Raw genomic sequence first — 17,230 nt, 5'->3', positions numbered from 1 at the left:
GTAGGCCCGTGCAGTCTTGCGGTCTGCCGGGTAAGCTGGCGTCTGTCTTGTAATGAGATTGAACGGCTATGAGCTTTGCTGTGATTCAGATGGTCAGCCAAGATGATGTTCTCGCCAATCTGGCTGAGGCGCGCCGCTTGCTAACAGACGCTGCCGAGCAAGGCGCGAGGCTGGCGGTACTGCCGGAGAATTTTGCTGCCATGGGGCGGCGTGATCTGGCCGTGCTGGGGCGCGCTGAAGCGCTGGGCGAAGGGCCTATTTTGCCCTGGCTGGAGCAGACCGCTAAAACACTTGGCCTGTGGATTGTGGCCGGAACCCTGCCGTTGCCGCCGGATGGCCAGCCGAACGCCAAACCCAATGCGTGTTCGTTGCTGATCGATGATCAGGGGCAGCGAGTAGCCCGTTATGACAAACTGCACCTGTTTGATGTGGACGTCAGTGACAGTCATGGTCGTTACCGTGAATCGGATGATTACGCATTTGGTGCCAAGGTGGTGGTCGCCGATACGCCAGTGGGCAAGTTAGGGCTGACGGTTTGTTATGACCTGCGTTTCCCGGAGCTGTACAGCAATTTGCGCGAAGCCGGTGCTGAGCTGATCAGCATTCCGGCCGCATTTACAGCGGTCACCGGACAGGCGCATTGGCAAGTCCTGACCCGCGCCCGCGCCATCGAAACCCAGTGTTATGTGCTGGCCTGCGGTCAGGGGGGCACGCATCCGGGGGGGCGGCAGACATTTGGTCACTCGGCACTGATTGATCCATGGGGCCGAGTACTAACGGAGCTGCCAGGCGGGCCGGGAGTTTTGTTGGGGCAGCGCGATGCTGCAGAGCAGGCAGCGATCCGCCAGCGTATGCCGGTGGCCCAACACAGACGATTTTTTGCAGCAGCCGAACCTAGGCTGCCAGCTATGGAGAAGGTATGAGCACAATGTTGGTGTCCGTGAGTGAGCATCTGCTCGGCCCGGGCGGTTTGAGCATCGAGCAGTTGCCGGGCGTACTGAGCGAGTTAGCTGGTCCGGGCATTGATGCCGCAGATCTGTACTTCCAGAGTCAGGTATCGGAAACCTGGGTGCTGGAAGATGGCATCGTTAAAGAAGGTAGTTTTAACCTCGATCAGGGCGTGGGTGTACGTGCGCAATCCGGTGAAAAGACTGGTTTTGCCTATAGCAACGCCATCACCGCGGATGCACTGACTCAATCTGCCCGTGCTGCCCGTTCGATTGCCCGCTCCGGGCAGGAAGGCCGCGTGCAGGCTTTCTCAGCAGGTGTTCATGCGCCGCTGTACAGCGAAGACAACCCGCTGGATGTTCTGAGTCGGGCAGAAAAAGTTGAACTGCTAAAACGCATCGACGTGGCTACACGCGCGCTGGACCCGCGTATCAAGCAGGTTACGGTGAGTCTGGCTGGTGTTTGGGAGCGCATCTTGGTTGCGGCCAATGACGGCACGTTGGGGGCTGATGTACGTCCGCTGGTACGTTTCAATGTCAGCGTTATCGTTGAGCAGAGCGGTCGTCGTGAGCGTGGCGGACATGGCGGCGGTGGCCGTACTGATTACAGCTATTTCCTGGAAAAAACGGCGAACAACGAAGAGCGCGCAATGGGCTACGCCCGCGAAGCTCTGCGTCAGGCGTTGGTTAATCTGGAGGCCATCGCCGCCCCGGCAGGCACTATGCCGGTGGTGATGGGTGCAGGCTGGTCCGGCGTTCTGCTGCATGAAGCGGTTGGTCATGGCCTTGAGGGTGATTTCAACCGCAAGGGCAGTTCTGCTTATAGCGGCCGTGTCGGCGAGAAAGTGGCTTCGAGTCTGTGCACCATTGTTGATGACGGTACTCTCGCATCCCGTCGTGGCTCATTGAGCATGGACGATGAAGGTACCCAGACTCAGTGCACCACACTGATCGAGAACGGCGTGCTTAAAGGTTATATGCAGGACAAGCTTAATGCCCGTTTGATGGGGGTAGTCGCCACGGGTAACGGTCGCCGCGAGTCCTACGCACATCTGCCGATGCCGCGCATGACAAACACCTACATGCTTGCGGGTGAAAGCGACCCGGAAGAAATCATCCGCTCGGTGAAAAAAGGAATCTACTGCGCCAATCTTGGCGGCGGTCAGGTGGATATCACCAGCGGCAAGTTTGTGTTCTCCACCAGTGAGGCTTATCTGATCGAGGACGGCAAAATCACCGCACCGGTCAAAGGTGCAACCCTGATCGGTAACGGCCCGGAAGCCATGAGCAAGGTCTCAATGGTCGGCACTGATCTGGCGCTGGACAGCGGTGTTGGCACCTGCGGTAAGGATGGCCAGTCGGTGCCGGTGGGCGTTGGTCAGCCGACTTTGAAGATTGACGCCATTACGGTTGGCGGAACAGGCGCCTAAGGAAGGGTTTGAACCATGGGGAGCGGCGTTCCCCATGGTTGCGCAATCAACGTAAGCCGCGCTGTGTTTCATCCAGGTCGCGGATGTATTTGAAGATCTTGCGCGCAGCAGTTGGCGTTTTGTTGTGGGCAAGTTCGTGTTGGGCGTGGCGGATCAGGCCGCGCAGGTGTTGGCGGTCAGTTTCGGGGTAATCGTTGACGAAGGCTTCAAGCGTTTCGTCATTGCCCGCGATCAGACGGTCACGCCAGCGTTCCAGGTTATGGAAACGCTCGTTGTACTGACGGGTTGAGGCATCAACCTGATCGAGAATGTTGAGGATGGCTTCGGCATCCTGATCACGCATCAAGCGACCAATAAACTGGACATGACGTTTTTTGGCTGCATTGGCGGTGTGTTTGGGAGCCTCGGCGAGCGCACGACGCAGCTCGTCGGTCAGAGGCATTTTGTTGAGCAGGTCCGGTTTGACCGTTGTGAGACGCTGGCCCAGTTCCTGAAGTGCGTGCAGTTCACGCTTGATCTGGGTTTTGCTTTTCTCGCCGGAGAAGTCGTCGTCGAAATATTCAGACATGTCGGTGTTCCAGTGGATAACGCCGACATGATAGCAGCAAGTTACCAGCTGCAAGTGTCTGGCCTGAGTGCCGCACTTGGCCGCTACACGTCAGGAGTGTTTATGAGTGCAGTAGATAGCATCGGCCCACAGGCCGTGCCGCAATTGCAAGAGCAGGTTGAGCGAATTCTCGCTGAGGCGAAAAAACAGGGAGCTACAGCCTGCGAAGTAGCCGTTTCTGCGGGGCAAGGTTTGTCCACATCGGTACGTCAGGGCGAAGTTGAGACGGTTGAGTTCAACCGCGATCAGGGCTTCGGTATTACCCTTTACGTGGGACAGCGCAAAGGCTCCGCCAGCACGTCGGCCACCGGCGAAGCGGCTATCCGCGAGACTGTGGCGGCAGCGTTGGCAATTGCCAAACACGCTTCTGAAGACGAGTGCGCCGGTCTGGCAGATTCAGGTCTGATGGCCACTGAGTTTCCCGAACTGGATCTGTATCACCACTGGGATATTGCCCCGGAACGAGCCATTGAGCTGGCGTTGAGCTGCGAAGCTGCAGCCTTTGCGGCGGATAAACGCATCAGCAATGCCGATGGCACCACGCTGAATACTCACGAAGGTTGCCGCGTTTATGGCAACAGCCACGGGTTTATCGGCGGTTATGCCAGCACCCGGCACAGCCTCAGCTGCGTGATGATTGCTGAAGGTGAAGGTCAGATGCAGCGCGATTACTGGTATGACGTGAACCGTCAGGGCCAGTTGCTGGCTGATCCTGCGAGTATTGGCCGGCGTGCTGCGCAGCGTGCCGCCAGTCGCTTGGGCGCGCGTCCTGTGCCAACCTGTGAAGTGCCGGTGTTGTTTGCAGCAGAGCTTGCGACGGGATTGTTCGGCAGCTTTATCAGCGCGATTTCTGGCGGCAATCTATACCGCAAATCGTCTTTTCTCGAAGGCACGCTGGGGCAGCAACTGTTCCCGGAGTGGATGACTATCGATGAGCGCCCGCATATTCCGCGCGCCATGGCCAGTGCATCGTTCGACGGTGACGGTCTGGCGACTTACGCTAAGTCTTTCGTTGAGCAGGGCGAGCTGCGTTCCTATGTGCTGGGTACATACTCCGGTCGCAAGCTGGGCATGCCAAGCACCGCAAACTCAGGTGGCGTACACAACTTATTCGTCAGCCATGGCGATGAGGATCAGCAGGCACTGATCAAGCGTATGGGGCGCGGTCTGCTGGTCACTGAGCTAATGGGACATGGCCTGAACATGGTCACAGGGGATTATTCCCGTGGTGCGGCGGGCTATTGGATCGAAAACGGTGAAATCCAGTTCCCGGTTCAGGAGGTCACCATCGCAGGTAACTTGCGCGATATGTTCAAGCAGATTGTGGCAGTGGGCAGCGATTTGGAGCTGCGCGGCAACGTGCGTACCGGCTCGGTATTGATTGAGCGAATGACAGTCGCTGGCAGCTGAGCAATGTGAAAGAAAAAAGGGGCTGACTACGCGAGTAATCAGCCCCTTTTTAGTGAGCGGTGGCGCGACTTATTCGCCTTCATCAAAGTAGTTATTAACCAGCTCGCAGATCGCCTGAAGCGCCTCTCGCTCCTGTGCCCCTTCTGTCTGCAAGTGCAGCGTGGTGCCTTTACCAGCTGCCAACATCATTACACCCATGATGCTTTTTCCGTCGACAAGGCTTTCCGGTGTGCGGCCAACCTTGACCTGGCACGGGAAGCGTCCTGCAACGCCGACAAACTTGGCAGCCGCGCGAGCATGCAGGCCGAGCTTGTTGATGATGGTGATTTCGCAGGATGGCATCGCGGCAATTCCTTATGAGAGATCCCGGTGGCGGATCTGGACGTTTTTAAGAATCGGTTTCAGGGCTTCACCCAGGCGGTTGGCCAGGTAGACCGAACGGTGATGGCCGCCTGTGCAGCCGATGGCTATGGTGACATAGGCGCGATTGCTGGCTGCAAAGCGGGGCAGCCACTTGTTCAGGTAGCTGAAAATGTCCTGGTACATCTCTTCGACATCGACCTGAGCATCCAGATACTCAATCACCGGCTGATCCAAGCCAGAAAACTCCCGTAAATCGGGCTTCCAGTATGGGTTTGGCAGGCAACGCACATCGAACACCACATCAGCATCCACCGGCATCCCGCGCTTGAAACCAAAGGATTCAAACAGGAATGCAGTGCCAGGTTCTGGTTTGTTTAGCAGGCGAAGTTTGAGCGTATCACGCAGCTGATACAGGTTCAGGTGTGTGGTATCGATGGTCAGGTCGGCCAGATCAATGATCGGGCTGAGTAACTGGGTTTCATCGCGGATGGCTTCGGCCAGGGAGCGGGTGTCACTGGTTAGCGGGTGACGGCGGCGGGTTTCCGAGAAGCGCTTGAGCAGCGTCTCATCGTCGGCGTCAAGATAAATCACATCGCAGTTGATATGCCGCGCTCGCACCTCTTCGAGCAGTTCCGGGAAGCGTTGCAGGTGGCTGGGCAGGTTGCGCGCATCAATCGACACAGCGACCAGCGGATGCAGCAGTTCGGTATGCATCATTGCCAGCTCACCGAGATCAGGCAAAAGGCCTGCCGGCAGGTTGTCGATGCAATAAAAGCCGTTGTCCTCGAGGGCATCGAGGGCTGTACTTTTTCCCGACCCGGAACGGCCGCTGACGATGATCAGGCGCATGCTTAACCCTTGTTGATCAGGCTCTGGGCGTCGACTACTGCCTGATAGAGCGCTTCACTGGAGCCAGCATGGCGCAGGTTTGAGCGCACGTCGCTGCGGTCCAGCATGCTGGCAATCTGGCGCAGTAGCTCAAGGTGAGCGTCTGTTGCCGCTTCCGGAACCAGCAAGACGAAAAGCAAGTCGACTGGCGCACCGTCAATCGAGTCAAAGTCCACTGCCGCATCTAACCGCAGCAGCGCACTGATCGGGGAGGTGCAGCCTGCCAGTCGGCAATGAGGAATGGCGATGCCGTTGCCGAAGCCTGTGGAGCCGAGTTTTTCCCGGGCGATCAGGCTTTCGTAGATATCCTGGCCGTCGATATCGGGTAAGTCCCGGGCAACCAGATTGGCGATCTGTTCGAGGACACGCTTTTTGCTGCCTCCCGGCACGTTCACCAGGGAACGGCCGGGGGTCAGGATGGATTCAAGTTGGATCATAGGAGTAAGTCGATCTCAGCGGGCCGTGACGCCTTGCTGACGGTCGAGCTGCTTTTCCTTGTATTTAATGAGTTGTCGATCGAGTTTATCGGTCAGCAAATCAATGGCCGCGTACATGTCCTCATGTTCGGCATTGGCGACCACCTCGCCCCCTGCAATGTGCAGGGTGGCTTCAATTTTTTGTTTCAGTTTTTCGACTTCCAAGATGACCTGAACATTGGTGATCTTGTCGAAGTGGCGCTCTAATCGGCCGAGTTTCTCGGTGATGTAAGTGCGTAAAGCGTCGGTCACAACCAGCTGATGCCCACTGATGTTGACTTGCATACCACTTTCTCCTTATTGCCGTGATTGTAGGCAGGCTGGAGAGCCTGCCAGCGAAACACTGTGCTGAAGTCACTAAATGTCTGAGTCTGACAGGCTTGCAATTGCTACGGTTGAGTATGGCCGATTTAGCAAGGCTTGAAGCCTGATATTTGTTAAATAGTGTTCTGCATCATCCCCACGGAGTGTGAATCAAACCAGCCGCTTGCGTTCGCTGGAGGGTGCGATGCCAAGCGATTCGCGGTACTTGGCAACCGTCCGGCGTGCTACCTGAATTCCTTGCTCCTCCAGTAGACCAGCGATCTTGCTGTCACTCAATGGCTTCTTAGCGTTCTCGGCTGCCACTAGCTTCTTGATGATCGCCCGAATGGCGGTAGACGAGCATTCGCCACCCTCGGATGTGCTGACATGGCTGGAGAAGAAGTACTTCAGCTCGTAGATACCGCGCGGGGTGTGCATGTATTTCTGGGTCGTGACCCGGGAGATGGTCGATTCGTGCATACCGACGGCCTCTGCAATGTCATGCAGAACCAGTGGTTTCATAGCCTCGTCGCCATAGTCGAGGAAACCTCGCTGGTGTTCGACAATCTGCGTGGCCACCTTCATCAATGTTTCATTGCGGCTTTGTAGGCTCTTAATGAACCAACGTGCTTCCTGCAGCTGGTTGCGCATGAAGGTGTTGTCAGCACTGGAGTCGGCGCGTTTAACAAAACCAGCGTATTGCGGGTTGACGCGCAGGCGCGGCATGGCGTCTTGGTTCAGTTCTACCAGCCAGCGCTCGTTGTGCTTGCGCACGATCACGTCCGGGACAATGTATTCCGGCTCGCTCGATTCAATCTGTGAGCCAGGGCGCGGGTTCAGGCTTTGTATCAGCTCGATCACCAAGCGTAGCTCATCTTCTTTGAGCTTCATGCGTCGCATCAGCTGGTTGTAGTCACGGCTTCCGAGCAGGTCGAGATAGTCAGTGACCAGTCGCTTAGCTTCTTCCAGCCAAGCTGTTTTGGCCGGCAGCTGGCGCAGTTGCAGCAGCAGGCATTCGCTCAGGTCTCGGGCACCGATACCGGCAGGCTCAAACTGCTGGATGCGATGCAGAACGGCTTCGATCTCGTCCAGCTCAATATCCAGCTCTGGGTCGAAGGATTCCAGCACCTCTTCGAGGGATTCCTCGAGGTAGCCCTGATCGTTGATGCAGTCAATCAGAGTGACGGCAATCAGGCGATCGGTGTCGGACATCGGGGCTAGGTTAAGCTGCCAAAGCAGGTGACTTTGCAGGCTCTCTCCTGAGGAGGTGCGGGTGGTGAAGTCCCACTCATCATCGTCGCTTGCGCTACTTGGCAGGCTGCTGGCGCTGGTTTGGTAAATGTCTTCCCAGGCAGTGTCGACGGGTAATTCGTTGGGGATGCGTTCATTCCACTCCCCATCCTCCAGGTTATCAATGCTCTGGGATGGCTCTTGATAACTGGATTCTTGGTGGGCTGCTTCCTGCTGCTCATTGGGGGATGCGCTTTCTGCACCATCGGCCATGGGATCCGAGGTATCGAAGTCGTCGCCATCTTCCTGGCGCTCGAGCATCGGATTGGATTCCAGGGCCTCTTGAATCTCCTGCTGGAGGTCAAGGGTAGACAGTTGTAAGAGGCGGATGGCTTGCTGCAGCTGCGGCGTCATCGTCAGCTGCTGGCCCATCTTCAGGACTAGCGATGGTTTCATTGCAGACCTTATTTACCGGCGTCTGTGTGCTATCCATATTGAAGAGCACCTTAGCGGTGCCACTATGGAAGCAAATTATATGCCCGATTATAAGGCGTTTGACCAGCACTGGAAGGGGCTGGTCAGTAAAAGGCCGGTGTCAGAGGCGGAACTCGTGGCCCAGATAGACTTCTTTAACAGTCTGGTTGGCCAGAATGGCTTCGGCGTCGCCTTCGGCGATCAGCTGACCGTCGCTGACGATGTACGCGGTTTCGCAGATGTCCAAAGTTTCACGCACGTTGTGATCAGTGATCAGAACACCGATGCCCTTGGATTTGAGGTGGTGGATGATCTGTTTGATGTCACCAACCGAAATCGGGTCAACACCTGCAAAAGGTTCGTCCAGGAGGATAAATTTCGGGTTGGTGGCCAAGGCACGGGCGATTTCCACTCGGCGACGTTCACCGCCTGAGAGGCTCATGCCCAGGTTGTCGCGGATATGGGTAATGTGGAACTCCTGTAGCAGAGCTTCCAGTGCATCCCTACGACCGGCTGCATTCAGGTCCTTGCGGGTTTCCAGAATGGCCATGATGTTATCGGACACCGTCAGCTTGCGGAAAATGGAGGCTTCCTGCGGTAGATAGCCAATACCCGCACGGGCTCGGCCGTGCATCGGCTCAAAGCTGACGTCCAGATCGTCAATCATAACGCGACCCTGATCCGCTTGAACCAAGCCGACAATCATGTAGAAGCAGGTTGTCTTGCCCGCACCGTTAGGGCCCAGCAGGCCAACGATCTGGCCACTGTCGATATTCAGGCTGACATCGCGTACTACCTGGCGACCTTTGTAGCTTTTAGCTAGGTGTTGGGCTTTCAAAGTCGCCATTATTACTGGCCCTGCTGTCCGGATTTATTTTTTTTCGGCTGGATGATCATGTCGATCCGTGGGCGTGGCGAACTGACGTTGGTACCAGTGGCACGGCCAGCGTTAACAATCTGACGTTGGGTGTCGTAAACGATTTTCTCGCCTTCGAAGGTGTTGCCTTCCTGAATTACTTTAGCTTGGTCAATCAAAATGACCCTGTCGTTAGACATGAAATACTGAATAGTCAGCCCGTAAGCCTTGACGACCTCTTTATCAGCCGCTGGCTTCTGTTCGAAATACGCTGGGCGGCCTACGGAGGTGAATACGTCGAATTCACCCTGGGCATTCTGGGTCGCAGTTACGGTGTCGCCAGTTACCTTCATGGAACCTTGGGTAATGATTACATCCCCGCGATATACGGCAACGCCTTTTTTGTCATCCAGTTCTGCGCTGTTAGCCTGGACGCGGATCTCTTGATCGCGATCCGTCGGAAGAGCCAGTGCCGTCATGCAAGTCAGAGCGGCACTGAGGCTGAAAAGAATGGGGAGGGTGTTAACGAGCCTCATGCTGACCTCTTACATTGGACAGCAGGAGCATCCGGCCGTCATTCAAGTACGCTTTCATTCCAACAGCCGTTGTCACCCCGTTGGCTGTGTCGATTTTAACGGCTTGCGCAGTCTGCGCAAATTCCTTCTCGGGGAAGACAGTCAGCCTCGTGGTGGTGAGGGTGGTTGGGCGATTTTTAGCGTCGATGCGTTCGACGTGAACATTGTCGATCAGCTCGATTTCCTTGCCGCCAGGTGACACTTCACTGCGTAGGCTGCGGATCTTCCAAGGCAGTTCCTTACCTTGGTAAAGCTCCATGTATGGGTTGCTTACCAAGGTGATGTCGGTGGCCTTGATGTGCTCAACTTTATCTGCCGTCAGCTCATAGTTGAGCGTGCCATCTTCCTGAAATTCAATGGTGTAGGTATTGGTGGCATAAAAATCAATGGTTTGCTCAGCAGTACCTGCCACGGCCGGGTCGGTGTTCTTGCCGGGGCTTTTCCAGTAGCCAAACGCGCCCACCAGCAGCACAGCAATTACCAATATGGCGTAGTTTACGGCTTTGTTTTGCATGGAAGACCTATAGATAAGCGGACTGTGCCGCTTCCAATGTTCCTTGGGCTTTCATAATCAATTCGCAGAACTCCCGGGCTGCACCTTCTCCGCCACGGGCTTGGGTGGTGCCATGTGCATGCTGGCGGACAAATCCGTCTGCATTGGCAACTGCCATGCCGAGGCCTACGCGGCGGATTACTGGCAGGTCTGGCAGGTCATCGCCCAGGTAGGCGACCTGGTCGTAGTCTAATCCGAGTTCACTCAGTAGTTCATCCAGTACCACCAGCTTATCTTCACGGCCTTGATAGAGGTGCTGAATGCCTAGGTTCTTCGCGCGTCGCTCAACGACCGGAGTAGTACGGCCAGTGATGATGGCGGTGCGCACACCTGAGTTGATTAGCATCTTGATGCCGTGGCCGTCCAGGGTGTTAAAGGTTTTGAACTCACTGCCATCCACCAGGAAATAAAGCTTTCCATCAGTCAGTACGCCATCGACATCAAACACGGCGAGCTTGATGTTTTTTCCGCGCTGCAGAAGGTCGTGATTCATTACATAACTCCTGCGCGCAGCAGATCGCCAAGGTTGAAGGCGCCAATTGGCTGATTGTTCGGGTTGATCACGACCAGAGAACTGATTTTGTTCTCTTCCATGATTTTCAGGGCTTCAGCTGCGAGCATTTCCGGGCGGGCGGTCTTGCCGCCGACGGTCATGACCTCGTCGATAGTCGCCAGGCGCACGTCTACATTGCGGTCCAAGGTCCGGCGCAGGTCGCCGTCAGTGAAAATTCCGGCCAATGTGCCGTCTGATTCGGTCACAACCGTCATCCCCAGACCTTTGTGGGTCATTTCGAGCAGGGCATCGCGCAGTGAGGTGCCACGTTTGACGTTGGGCAGATCATCGCCGTGGTGCATGACATTCTCGACTTTGAGCAGCAAACGGCGACCCAAGGCTCCGCCCGGATGGGAGAAGGCGAAGTCTTCAGCAGTAAAGCCACGTGCTTCAAGCAGGGCAATGGCCAAGGCGTCGCCCAGTACCAGAGACACAGTGGTGGAGGAGGTGGGGGCCAGATTCAGTGGGCAGGCCTCCTGCGCGACGCGGGCATCAAGGTTGACTTCGGCAGCTTGGGCCAGTGGTGAGTCGGGGTTGCCGGTCATGCTGATCAGGGTAATGCCCAAGCGCTTGATCAGCGGCAGTAGTGTCACGATTTCAGCTGTGCTGCCCGAGTTAGACAGGGCTAAGACAACGTCTTCGCGGGTGATCATGCCCATATCGCCGTGACTGGCTTCAGCTGGGTGTACGAAGAATGACGGTGTGCCGGTGCTGGCCAGTGTCGCGGCAATCTTGTTGCCGATGTGGCCGGATTTGCCCATGCCAACCACGACCACGCGGCCTTTGCAGTTAAGAAGCAGCTGGCAGGCACGAACGAAATCAGCATTGATACGTTGCAACAGATCCTGAATGGCCTCGATTTCAAGGCGGATGGTGCGTTGCGCGGACTGGATCAGGTCGGTTGACTGGTTCATCGTATCTCTGAAACGTGCAGACTAAACTCAGGATTATAACGGGAATGTCTCAACTGCCCAGCATTTCCGCATCTCTGTTACAGCAGTGCACAATTGATTCATTACCTATGCAGCAAGTTCAATTGGTTGGTGATCCGGCCTCGGTGGTATAGTTTGCAGTCGTTTTGGGTCGCGCTGAACGTGGCGTGTCCTTTTATCCTCAATGCGCGTCATTGACGACAAGCTTGAACAAGGAGTCCAAATGAGCGCCGAGACCCCGTATGTAGTCGAACTGAAACAACTGAGTTTCAAGCGCGGTGAACGGGATATTTTTAAGAACATCGACATCAATATTCCGCGCGGCAAGGTTGTGGGCATTATGGGGCCCTCTGGTTGCGGTAAGACCACTTTGCTACGCCTGATCGCTGCTGAGCTGATGCCCAGCCAGGGCGAGGTTTGGGTTAATGGCGTCAATCTCCCAAGTCTTTCGCGAAGCGAGCTGTTTGATGTGCGTAAGCAGATGGGCGTGCTGTTCCAGAGCGGTGCGCTGTTTACCGATCTTGATGTGTTCGAGAATGTCGCCTTCCCGTTGCGGGTTCATACCAAGCTCCCTGAAGAGATGATCCGCGACATCGTACTGATGAAGCTGCAGGCCGTAGGGCTGCGTGGTGCGATCGATTTGCGCCCGGATGAGTTGTCAGGCGGGATGAAACGCCGAGTGGCTCTGGCGCGTGCTATTGCGCTCGATCCGCAGATTCTGATGTATGACGAACCCTTTGTGGGGCAAGACCCAATAGCAATGGGTGTTTTGGTACGCCTGATCCGTCTTCTCAATGATGCACTCGGTATCACCAGTATCGTGGTCTCCCATGATCTGGCCGAAACTGCGAGTATCGCGGATTACATCTATGTAGTCGGCAACACCCAGGTGCTGGGCCAGGGAACTCCGGACGAGCTGATGAATTCTGATAACCCACGGATTCGACAATTCATGCAGGGCCTGCCTGATGGGCCGGTGCCGTTTCATTTCTCGGCACCCGATTACGCTGCCGATCTTCTGGGGGGGAGCTGATGCGCAATGTTTCCGTGCTTGAACGGGTGCGCCTGTTCGGCCGTGCCGGAATTGATGTGGTGATGTCCCTGGGGCGCTCAGGGCTCTTTCTACTGCATGCTCTGGTTGGGCGTAGCCAGGCTGGTAATGGTTTTCAGCTGCTGGTGAAGCAGCTGCACTCAGTCGGTGTGCTGTCATTACCTATTATTGTCGTCTCAGGTGTGTTCATTGGGATGGTGCTGGCTTTGCAGGGGTTTAACATCCTCTCCAGCTACGGCTCTGAGCAGGCGGTCGGACAGATGGTGGCACTGACGCTGTTGCGTGAGCTTGGGCCAGTTGTTACCGCTTTGCTGTTCGCTGGGCGTGCTGGGTCTGCTCTGACGGCCGAAATAGGCAATATGAAATCCACTGAACAGCTATCCAGCCTCTCGATGATTGGTGTTGATCCGCTGAAATACATCGTGGCACCGCGCCTATGGGCCGGATTTATCTCGATGCCACTGCTGGCCGTGATCTTCTGCGTGGTAGGTATTTGGGGGGGCGCCATGGTCGCGGTGGACTGGCTGGGCGTCTATGAGGGGTCTTACTGGGCCAACATGCAGGCCAGTGTTTCATTTCGTGAAGACGTGCTCAATGGTGTGACTAAAAGCATTGTCTTTGCCTTTGTCGTGACTTGGATTGCTGTGTATCAGGGGTACGATTGCGAGCCAACCTCGGAAGGGATTAGTCGTGCCACCACTAAAACAGTGGTCTATGCCTCGCTTGCCGTACTTGGGCTCGACTTTATTCTGACAGCTTTGATGTTTGGAGATTTCTAATGCAAAACCGCGCGCTGGAAGTAGGTGTCGGCTTGTTCTTGCTGGCTGGCTTGCTGGCTTTGTTGCTGCTTGCCCTGAGGGTCAGTGGCCTGACAGTCGGCAGTGCAGACAATACCTATAAGGTGTATGCGTACTTCGACAACATCGCAGGCCTGACTGTCCGCTCCAAGGTGACGATGGCGGGGGTGACCATTGGTAAAGTGACTGCAATCGACCTGGATCGTGACAGCTACACTGGGCGAGTGACGATGCAGCTGGATCAGGCTGTCGATAACCTGCCGGTGGACTCAACAGCCTCGATTCTTACTGCTGGCCTATTGGGCGAAAAGTACATTGGTATCAGTGTCGGTGGGGATGAAGAGGTGCTGACTGAGGGTGGTCATATTTCGGACACCCAGTCGTCACTAGTGCTGGAAGATTTGATTGGTAAGTTCCTGCTTAACTCGGTCAACAAGGACCAGAGTGGCAAATAAGGGTATGAAAATGATCAAGATGCTGCGTAACAGTCTGCTTGTGTGCCTGGCTGTGTTTTCCGTCTCTGTGCTGGCGGCTCCGACTGCCACTGAGGTTGTTCAGCAAACTACTGACACACTCCTGGCTGATCTGAAGGCCAATAAAGAGTTGTATCGCACCGACCCTGCGGCGTTTTACGCTGCGCTGGATCGCATTCTCGGTCCGGTAGTAGACGTTGATGGTATCTCCCGTGGGGTCATGACTGTGCGCTATTCGCGTCAGGCTTCTCCTGAGCAGATGCAACGTTTTCAGGACAATTTTAAGCGCAGCCTGATGCAGTTCTATGGCAACGCCTTGCTTGAGTATGACAATCAGGATATCCGCGTTTTGCCTGCCGCAGGCCAGCAGGATCCGCAGCGCACTGCGGTGAACATGGAGATCAAAGACAGCAATGGCGTGGTCTATCCGCTGTCTTACACCATGGTCAGCCAGAACGGCACCTGGAAGATGCGTAACGTGATTATCAATGGAATCAACATTGGCAAACTGTTCCGTGATCAGTTCGCTCAGGCCATGCAATCCAACGGTAATAAGCTGGATGTGGTCATTGAAAACTGGGTGGATACCGTGGCCAAGGCGCGCCAAGGGGCGGGCCAGTCGTGAGCCAGGCTGCTATCCGCGAGACGACTTCAGGCGTAATCGAGCTTAGCGGTGTACTGGATTATCTCACTGGTCCGGCTCTGCGTAAGCAGGGTGCAGGCCTGATTAAGTCCAGCTCGGCAGCTGCATTTGTGGTGGACTGCTCTGCGGTCACCAAGTCCAGCAGTGTCGGTTTGTCGTTATTACTGGCTTTTACCCGGGACGCAAAAACCGCAGGCAAACAGTTGGTGGTACGCGGAATGCCTAAGGACATGCAGGAAATTGCAGGTGTCAGTGGTTTGTCTGACGTACTGCCCCTGCAGGCCTGAGGCAGGCATAACTGCCAGTTGGTGCAAGATGCGGGGTTCGCAGGCAAGGGGCTTTTTTGTATGATGTCGCGCTTTGCGAGCCTCGGCTCTGTTGTCGTTTAAATCTGTTCTGATCGAGGTTGAGCATGCAGGCCCTAGAAGTAAAGAGTCTCCTTGAGGCTAAACTGCCGAATACTCAGGTTGAAGTCGAAGGAGAAGGCTGCAACTTCCAGTTGAACCTGATCAGCGATGACTTGGCTGCCCTGAGCCCGGTAAAACGTCAGCAGCAGGTTTATGCCCATCTGAATGCCTGGATCGCTGATGGCAGCATTCACGCAGTGAGCATGAAATTCTTCAGCCGTGCCGATTGGGCCGCGCGCTCCTAAATCGAGAGACTCATGGATAAACTGATTATTACCGGCGGTGTTCGTCTTGACGGCGAAATCCGTATTTCCGGCGCCAAGAACTCTGCCTTGCCGATTCTGGCTGCAACGCTGCTCGGCGACGAGCCGGTGACTATTTGCAACCTGCCGCACCTGCATGACATCACCACTATGATCGAATTGTTCGGTCGTATGGGTGTTGAGCCGGTTATTGACGAAAAACTCAGCGTTGAAGTCGACGCCCGTGCGATCAAAACCTTGGTGGCGCCTTATGAGCTGGTTAAGACCATGCGCGCCTCTATTCTGGTTCTTGGCCCGATGGTTGCCCGTTTTGGTCAGGCCGAAGTCGCCCTGCCAGGTGGCTGTGCCATTGGTTCTCGTCCAGTTGATTTGCACATCCGTGGCCTCGAAGCCATGGGGGCTGTGATCGATGTTGAAGGCGGTTATATCAAGGCCAAGGCCCCTGAAGGCGGCCTGCGCGGTGCACATTTCTTCTTCGATACCGTCAGTGTGACGGGTACCGAAAACATCATGATGGCGGCCACTCTGGCTAAAGGTCGGACTGTACTGGAAAACGCTGCCCGCGAGCCTGAGGTGGTTGATCTGGCTAACTGCCTGATCGCAATGGGCGCGAAAATCTCCGGTGCCGGTACCGACACTATCACCATCGAGGGTGTTGAGCGTCTGACCGGTGCGACCTACAGCGTGATGCCTGACCGTATCGAAACAGGCACCTACTTGGTGGCTGCTGCGGTCACTGGCGGCCGTGTGAAGGTTAAAGACACCGATCCGACCTCTCTTGAGGCCGTATTGTCCAAACTGCAGGAAGCGGGTGCTGAAATTACCTGCGGTGAAGACTGGATTGAGCTGGACATGAAGGGCAAACGCCCGAAGGCTGTGAACCTGCGCACTGCGCCGTACCCAGCATTCCCAACCGATATGCAGGCTCAGTTCATTGCCCTGAACGCAGTCGCTGAAGGTACCGGTACGGTCATCGAGACCGTATTCGAAAACCGCTTTATGCACGTTCACGAAATGCTACGTATGGGGGCTCAAATCCAGGTTGAAGGTAATACCGCGATTGTCACCGGTGTGCCGAAGCTCAAAGGCGCGCCTGTGATGGCGACTGACCTGCGTGCATCTGCCAGCTTGGTGATTTCTGCTTTGGTTGCTGAGGGCGACACGCTCATCGATCGCATCTACCACATTGACCGTGGTTACGAGTGCATCGAAGAGAAGCTGCAGTTGCTGGGCGCCAAGATTCGTCGGGTACCGGGTTAAGACCATGCTGACTATTGCCCTTTCCAAAGGCCGTATTCTTGATGACACCCTGCCGCTGCTCGCAGCTGCAGGGATTGAGCCGACCGAGAATCCGGAAAAAAGCCGCAAACTGATCATCCCCACAACACTGGACGATGTTCGTTTGCTGATTGTGCGTGCCACGGATGTGCCGACTTACGTTGAACACGGGGCTGCCGATCTCGGCGTGGCGGGCAAGGATGTGCTGATGGAGTACGGTGGTCAGGGCTTGTACGAGCCACTGGACCTTCGTATTGCCCGCTGTAAGCTAATGACGGCGGGTGCTGTCGGTGCGCCGGAGCCCAAGGGGCGTTTGCGCGTAGCCACTAAGTTCGTCAACGTGGCCAAGCGTTACTATGCCGAACAGGGCCGTCAGGTCGATATCATCAAACTGTATGGTTCGATGGAGCTGGCGCCACTGGTAGGGCTTGCTGACAAGATCATTGACGTTGTCGACACCGGCAACACGCTGCGTGCCAACGGCCTGGAGGCTCAGGAGCTGATTGCTACCATCAGCTCTCGTCTGATCGTGAACAAAGCGTCGATGAAGATTCAGCACGCCCGCATTCAGGCACTCATCGACACGCTGCGTGAAGCGGTCGAGGCACGACACCCTATCTGATCCCATTACGCGGCAAAACGCCGCGTTTGCCTATCCGTGTCATAGCCAAATATCTCGGGCGTCCATGCGGTGGGCTTGATAGCCTATCGACGTCCGAGT

Annotated in this window: 22 protein-coding genes; 11 read left to right on the top strand and 11 right to left on the bottom strand. The window is 55.8% G+C overall.

From position 1 onward, the window contains the following. The first annotated feature begins 68 nt into the window (after nucleotides 1-68). Together AO726_RS19955 and tldD are read left to right on the top strand one after the other, a co-directional pair. Nucleotides 69-923: a carbon-nitrogen hydrolase family protein gene (locus AO726_RS19955; protein WP_058069868.1), complete on the top strand. Its 855-nt coding sequence runs from the start codon at nucleotides 69-71 to the stop codon at nucleotides 921-923. Beyond that, nucleotides 920-2,377 carry a metalloprotease TldD gene (gene tldD, locus AO726_RS19950; RefSeq protein WP_058069867.1) on the top strand — a complete coding sequence of 486 codons (1,458 nt, stop codon included), beginning with the start codon at nucleotides 920-922 and terminating at the stop codon, nucleotides 2,375-2,377. Before AO726_RS19955 ends, tldD begins: the two co-directional genes overlap by 4 nt. A 46-nt stretch (nucleotides 2,378-2,423) precedes the next feature. Here tldD and yjgA read toward each other — a convergent pair whose 3' ends face one another. Further along, complete coding sequence (yjgA, locus tag AO726_RS19945) at nucleotides 2,424-2,945, bottom strand: ribosome biogenesis factor YjgA (protein WP_058069866.1); 522 nt, start codon at nucleotides 2,943-2,945, stop codon at nucleotides 2,424-2,426. A gap of 102 nt (nucleotides 2,946-3,047) precedes the next feature. Here yjgA and pmbA point away from each other — a divergent pair, with 102 nt between their 5' ends. Next, complete coding sequence (pmbA, locus tag AO726_RS19940) at nucleotides 3,048-4,394, top strand: metalloprotease PmbA (RefSeq protein WP_058069865.1); 1,347 nt, start codon at nucleotides 3,048-3,050, stop codon at nucleotides 4,392-4,394. Nucleotides 4,395-4,463: 69 nt separating this feature from the next. Here pmbA and AO726_RS19935 read toward each other — a convergent pair whose 3' ends face one another. The 10 genes from AO726_RS19935 to AO726_RS19890 form a co-directional block, all read right to left on the bottom strand. Further along, nucleotides 4,464-4,736, bottom strand: a complete 273-nt coding sequence (locus AO726_RS19935; protein WP_058069864.1) for an HPr family phosphocarrier protein — start codon at nucleotides 4,734-4,736, stop codon at nucleotides 4,464-4,466. A gap of 12 nt (nucleotides 4,737-4,748) precedes the next feature. After that, nucleotides 4,749-5,606, bottom strand: coding sequence for an RNase adapter RapZ (gene rapZ, locus AO726_RS19930; RefSeq protein ID WP_058069863.1), 858 nt, complete (start codon nucleotides 5,604-5,606; stop codon nucleotides 4,749-4,751). A gap of 2 nt (nucleotides 5,607-5,608) precedes the next feature. Continuing rightward, on the bottom strand, nucleotides 5,609-6,082 hold the full coding sequence (gene ptsN / locus AO726_RS19925; protein WP_058069862.1) for a PTS IIA-like nitrogen regulatory protein PtsN: 474 nt from the start codon (nucleotides 6,080-6,082) through the stop codon (nucleotides 5,609-5,611). Between the two features lie 15 nt (nucleotides 6,083-6,097). Beyond that, nucleotides 6,098-6,406 carry a ribosome hibernation-promoting factor, HPF/YfiA family gene (hpf, locus tag AO726_RS19920; RefSeq protein ID WP_058069861.1) on the bottom strand — a complete coding sequence of 103 codons (309 nt, stop codon included), beginning with the start codon at nucleotides 6,404-6,406 and terminating at the stop codon, nucleotides 6,098-6,100. Between the two features lie 189 nt (nucleotides 6,407-6,595). After that, entirely contained in the window at nucleotides 6,596-8,110 is a 1,515-nt protein-coding gene (locus tag AO726_RS19915) for an RNA polymerase factor sigma-54 (protein WP_058069860.1), read from the bottom strand. A 139-nt stretch (nucleotides 8,111-8,249) separates the two neighbouring features. Continuing rightward, on the bottom strand, nucleotides 8,250-8,975 hold the full coding sequence (gene lptB, locus AO726_RS19910; protein ID WP_058069859.1) for an LPS export ABC transporter ATP-binding protein: 726 nt from the start codon (nucleotides 8,973-8,975) through the stop codon (nucleotides 8,250-8,252). A 2-nt stretch (nucleotides 8,976-8,977) separates the two neighbouring features. Further along, the gene (gene lptA / locus AO726_RS19905; RefSeq protein WP_058069858.1) at nucleotides 8,978-9,520 is read right to left on the bottom strand and encodes a lipopolysaccharide transport periplasmic protein LptA; all 543 of its coding nucleotides are present in this window, start codon (nucleotides 9,518-9,520) and stop codon (nucleotides 8,978-8,980) included. Further along, nucleotides 9,507-10,073 carry an LPS export ABC transporter periplasmic protein LptC gene (gene lptC / locus AO726_RS19900; RefSeq protein WP_058069857.1) on the bottom strand — a complete coding sequence of 189 codons (567 nt, stop codon included), beginning with the start codon at nucleotides 10,071-10,073 and terminating at the stop codon, nucleotides 9,507-9,509. Before lptC ends, lptA begins: the two co-directional genes overlap by 14 nt. Nucleotides 10,074-10,080: 7 nt before the next feature. After that, a complete protein-coding gene (locus AO726_RS19895; RefSeq protein WP_058069856.1) occupies nucleotides 10,081-10,605 on the bottom strand; it encodes a KdsC family phosphatase in 525 nt (174 codons plus the stop codon). Next, entirely contained in the window at nucleotides 10,605-11,579 is a 975-nt protein-coding gene (locus tag AO726_RS19890; protein WP_058069855.1) for a KpsF/GutQ family sugar-phosphate isomerase, read from the bottom strand. The genes AO726_RS19895 and AO726_RS19890 overlap by 1 nt, the downstream gene beginning before the upstream one ends. A 241-nt stretch (nucleotides 11,580-11,820) precedes the next feature. Between AO726_RS19890 and AO726_RS19885 the strand changes: the two genes are divergently transcribed. From AO726_RS19885 to hisG, 8 genes are all read left to right on the top strand, one after another. After that, a complete protein-coding gene (locus tag AO726_RS19885; RefSeq protein WP_058069854.1) occupies nucleotides 11,821-12,630 on the top strand; it encodes an ATP-binding cassette domain-containing protein in 810 nt (269 codons plus the stop codon). Beyond that, entirely contained in the window at nucleotides 12,630-13,427 is a 798-nt protein-coding gene (gene mlaE / locus AO726_RS19880) for a lipid asymmetry maintenance ABC transporter permease subunit MlaE (protein ID WP_058069853.1), read from the top strand. The genes AO726_RS19885 and mlaE overlap by 1 nt, the downstream gene beginning before the upstream one ends. Continuing rightward, a complete protein-coding gene (gene mlaD / locus AO726_RS19875) occupies nucleotides 13,427-13,900 on the top strand; it encodes an outer membrane lipid asymmetry maintenance protein MlaD (protein ID WP_058069852.1) in 474 nt (157 codons plus the stop codon). Before mlaE ends, mlaD begins: the two co-directional genes overlap by 1 nt. A 10-nt stretch (nucleotides 13,901-13,910) precedes the next feature. Continuing rightward, nucleotides 13,911-14,543 carry an MlaC/ttg2D family ABC transporter substrate-binding protein gene (locus AO726_RS19870; RefSeq protein WP_058069989.1) on the top strand — a complete coding sequence of 211 codons (633 nt, stop codon included), beginning with the start codon at nucleotides 13,911-13,913 and terminating at the stop codon, nucleotides 14,541-14,543. After that, nucleotides 14,540-14,848, top strand: coding sequence for an STAS domain-containing protein (locus tag AO726_RS19865; protein WP_058069851.1), 309 nt, complete (start codon nucleotides 14,540-14,542; stop codon nucleotides 14,846-14,848). Before AO726_RS19870 ends, AO726_RS19865 begins: the two co-directional genes overlap by 4 nt. Nucleotides 14,849-14,973: 125 nt before the next feature. Next, on the top strand, nucleotides 14,974-15,213 hold the full coding sequence (locus tag AO726_RS19860) for a BolA family protein (RefSeq protein WP_058069850.1): 240 nt from the start codon (nucleotides 14,974-14,976) through the stop codon (nucleotides 15,211-15,213). A gap of 12 nt (nucleotides 15,214-15,225) precedes the next feature. Further along, the gene (gene murA / locus AO726_RS19855) at nucleotides 15,226-16,491 is read left to right on the top strand and encodes a UDP-N-acetylglucosamine 1-carboxyvinyltransferase (protein WP_058069849.1); all 1,266 of its coding nucleotides are present in this window, start codon (nucleotides 15,226-15,228) and stop codon (nucleotides 16,489-16,491) included. A gap of 4 nt (nucleotides 16,492-16,495) precedes the next feature. After that, entirely contained in the window at nucleotides 16,496-17,131 is a 636-nt protein-coding gene (gene hisG, locus AO726_RS19850; protein WP_058069848.1) for an ATP phosphoribosyltransferase, read from the top strand. Nucleotides 17,132-17,230 lie beyond the last annotated feature (99 nt).

Source organism: Pseudomonas sp. TTU2014-080ASC (assembly GCF_001446935.1).
Lineage (GTDB): Bacteria > Pseudomonadota > Gammaproteobacteria > Pseudomonadales > Pseudomonadaceae > Aquipseudomonas.
The sequence above is the reverse complement of the archived record's forward strand: the minus strand, read 5'-3'. Positions and strand labels throughout refer to the sequence as shown.

Bases quoted from the DNA above. Each gene is read 5' to 3' on its own strand.
- AO726_RS19955 (WP_058069868.1), top strand. From the start codon at position 69: ATGAGCTTTGCTGTGATTCAGATGGTCAGCCAAGATGATGTTCTCGCC.
- tldD (WP_058069867.1), top strand. From the start codon at position 920: ATGAGCACAATGTTGGTGTCCGTGAGTGAGCATCTGCTCGGCCCGGGC.
- yjgA (WP_058069866.1), bottom strand. From the start codon at position 2,945: ATGTCTGAATATTTCGACGACGACTTCTCCGGCGAGAAAAGCAAAACC.
- pmbA (WP_058069865.1), top strand. From the start codon at position 3,048: ATGAGTGCAGTAGATAGCATCGGCCCACAGGCCGTGCCGCAATTGCAA.
- AO726_RS19935 (WP_058069864.1), bottom strand. From the start codon at position 4,736: ATGCCATCCTGCGAAATCACCATCATCAACAAGCTCGGCCTGCATGCT.
- rapZ (WP_058069863.1), bottom strand. From the start codon at position 5,606: ATGCGCCTGATCATCGTCAGCGGCCGTTCCGGGTCGGGAAAAAGTACA.
- ptsN (WP_058069862.1), bottom strand. From the start codon at position 6,082: ATGATCCAACTTGAATCCATCCTGACCCCCGGCCGTTCCCTGGTGAAC.
- hpf (WP_058069861.1), bottom strand. From the start codon at position 6,406: ATGCAAGTCAACATCAGTGGGCATCAGCTGGTTGTGACCGACGCTTTA.
- AO726_RS19915 (WP_058069860.1), bottom strand. From the start codon at position 8,110: ATGAAACCATCGCTAGTCCTGAAGATGGGCCAGCAGCTGACGATGACG.
- lptB (WP_058069859.1), bottom strand. From the start codon at position 8,975: ATGGCGACTTTGAAAGCCCAACACCTAGCTAAAAGCTACAAAGGTCGC.
- lptA (WP_058069858.1), bottom strand. From the start codon at position 9,520: ATGAGGCTCGTTAACACCCTCCCCATTCTTTTCAGCCTCAGTGCCGCT.
- lptC (WP_058069857.1), bottom strand. From the start codon at position 10,073: ATGCAAAACAAAGCCGTAAACTACGCCATATTGGTAATTGCTGTGCTG.
- AO726_RS19895 (WP_058069856.1), bottom strand. From the start codon at position 10,605: ATGAATCACGACCTTCTGCAGCGCGGAAAAAACATCAAGCTCGCCGTG.
- AO726_RS19890 (WP_058069855.1), bottom strand. From the start codon at position 11,579: ATGAACCAGTCAACCGACCTGATCCAGTCCGCGCAACGCACCATCCGC.
- AO726_RS19885 (WP_058069854.1), top strand. From the start codon at position 11,821: ATGAGCGCCGAGACCCCGTATGTAGTCGAACTGAAACAACTGAGTTTC.
- mlaE (WP_058069853.1), top strand. From the start codon at position 12,630: ATGCGCAATGTTTCCGTGCTTGAACGGGTGCGCCTGTTCGGCCGTGCC.
- mlaD (WP_058069852.1), top strand. From the start codon at position 13,427: ATGCAAAACCGCGCGCTGGAAGTAGGTGTCGGCTTGTTCTTGCTGGCT.
- AO726_RS19870 (WP_058069989.1), top strand. From the start codon at position 13,911: ATGATCAAGATGCTGCGTAACAGTCTGCTTGTGTGCCTGGCTGTGTTT.
- AO726_RS19860 (WP_058069850.1), top strand. From the start codon at position 14,974: ATGCAGGCCCTAGAAGTAAAGAGTCTCCTTGAGGCTAAACTGCCGAAT.
- murA (WP_058069849.1), top strand. From the start codon at position 15,226: ATGGATAAACTGATTATTACCGGCGGTGTTCGTCTTGACGGCGAAATC.
- hisG (WP_058069848.1), top strand. From the start codon at position 16,496: ATGCTGACTATTGCCCTTTCCAAAGGCCGTATTCTTGATGACACCCTG.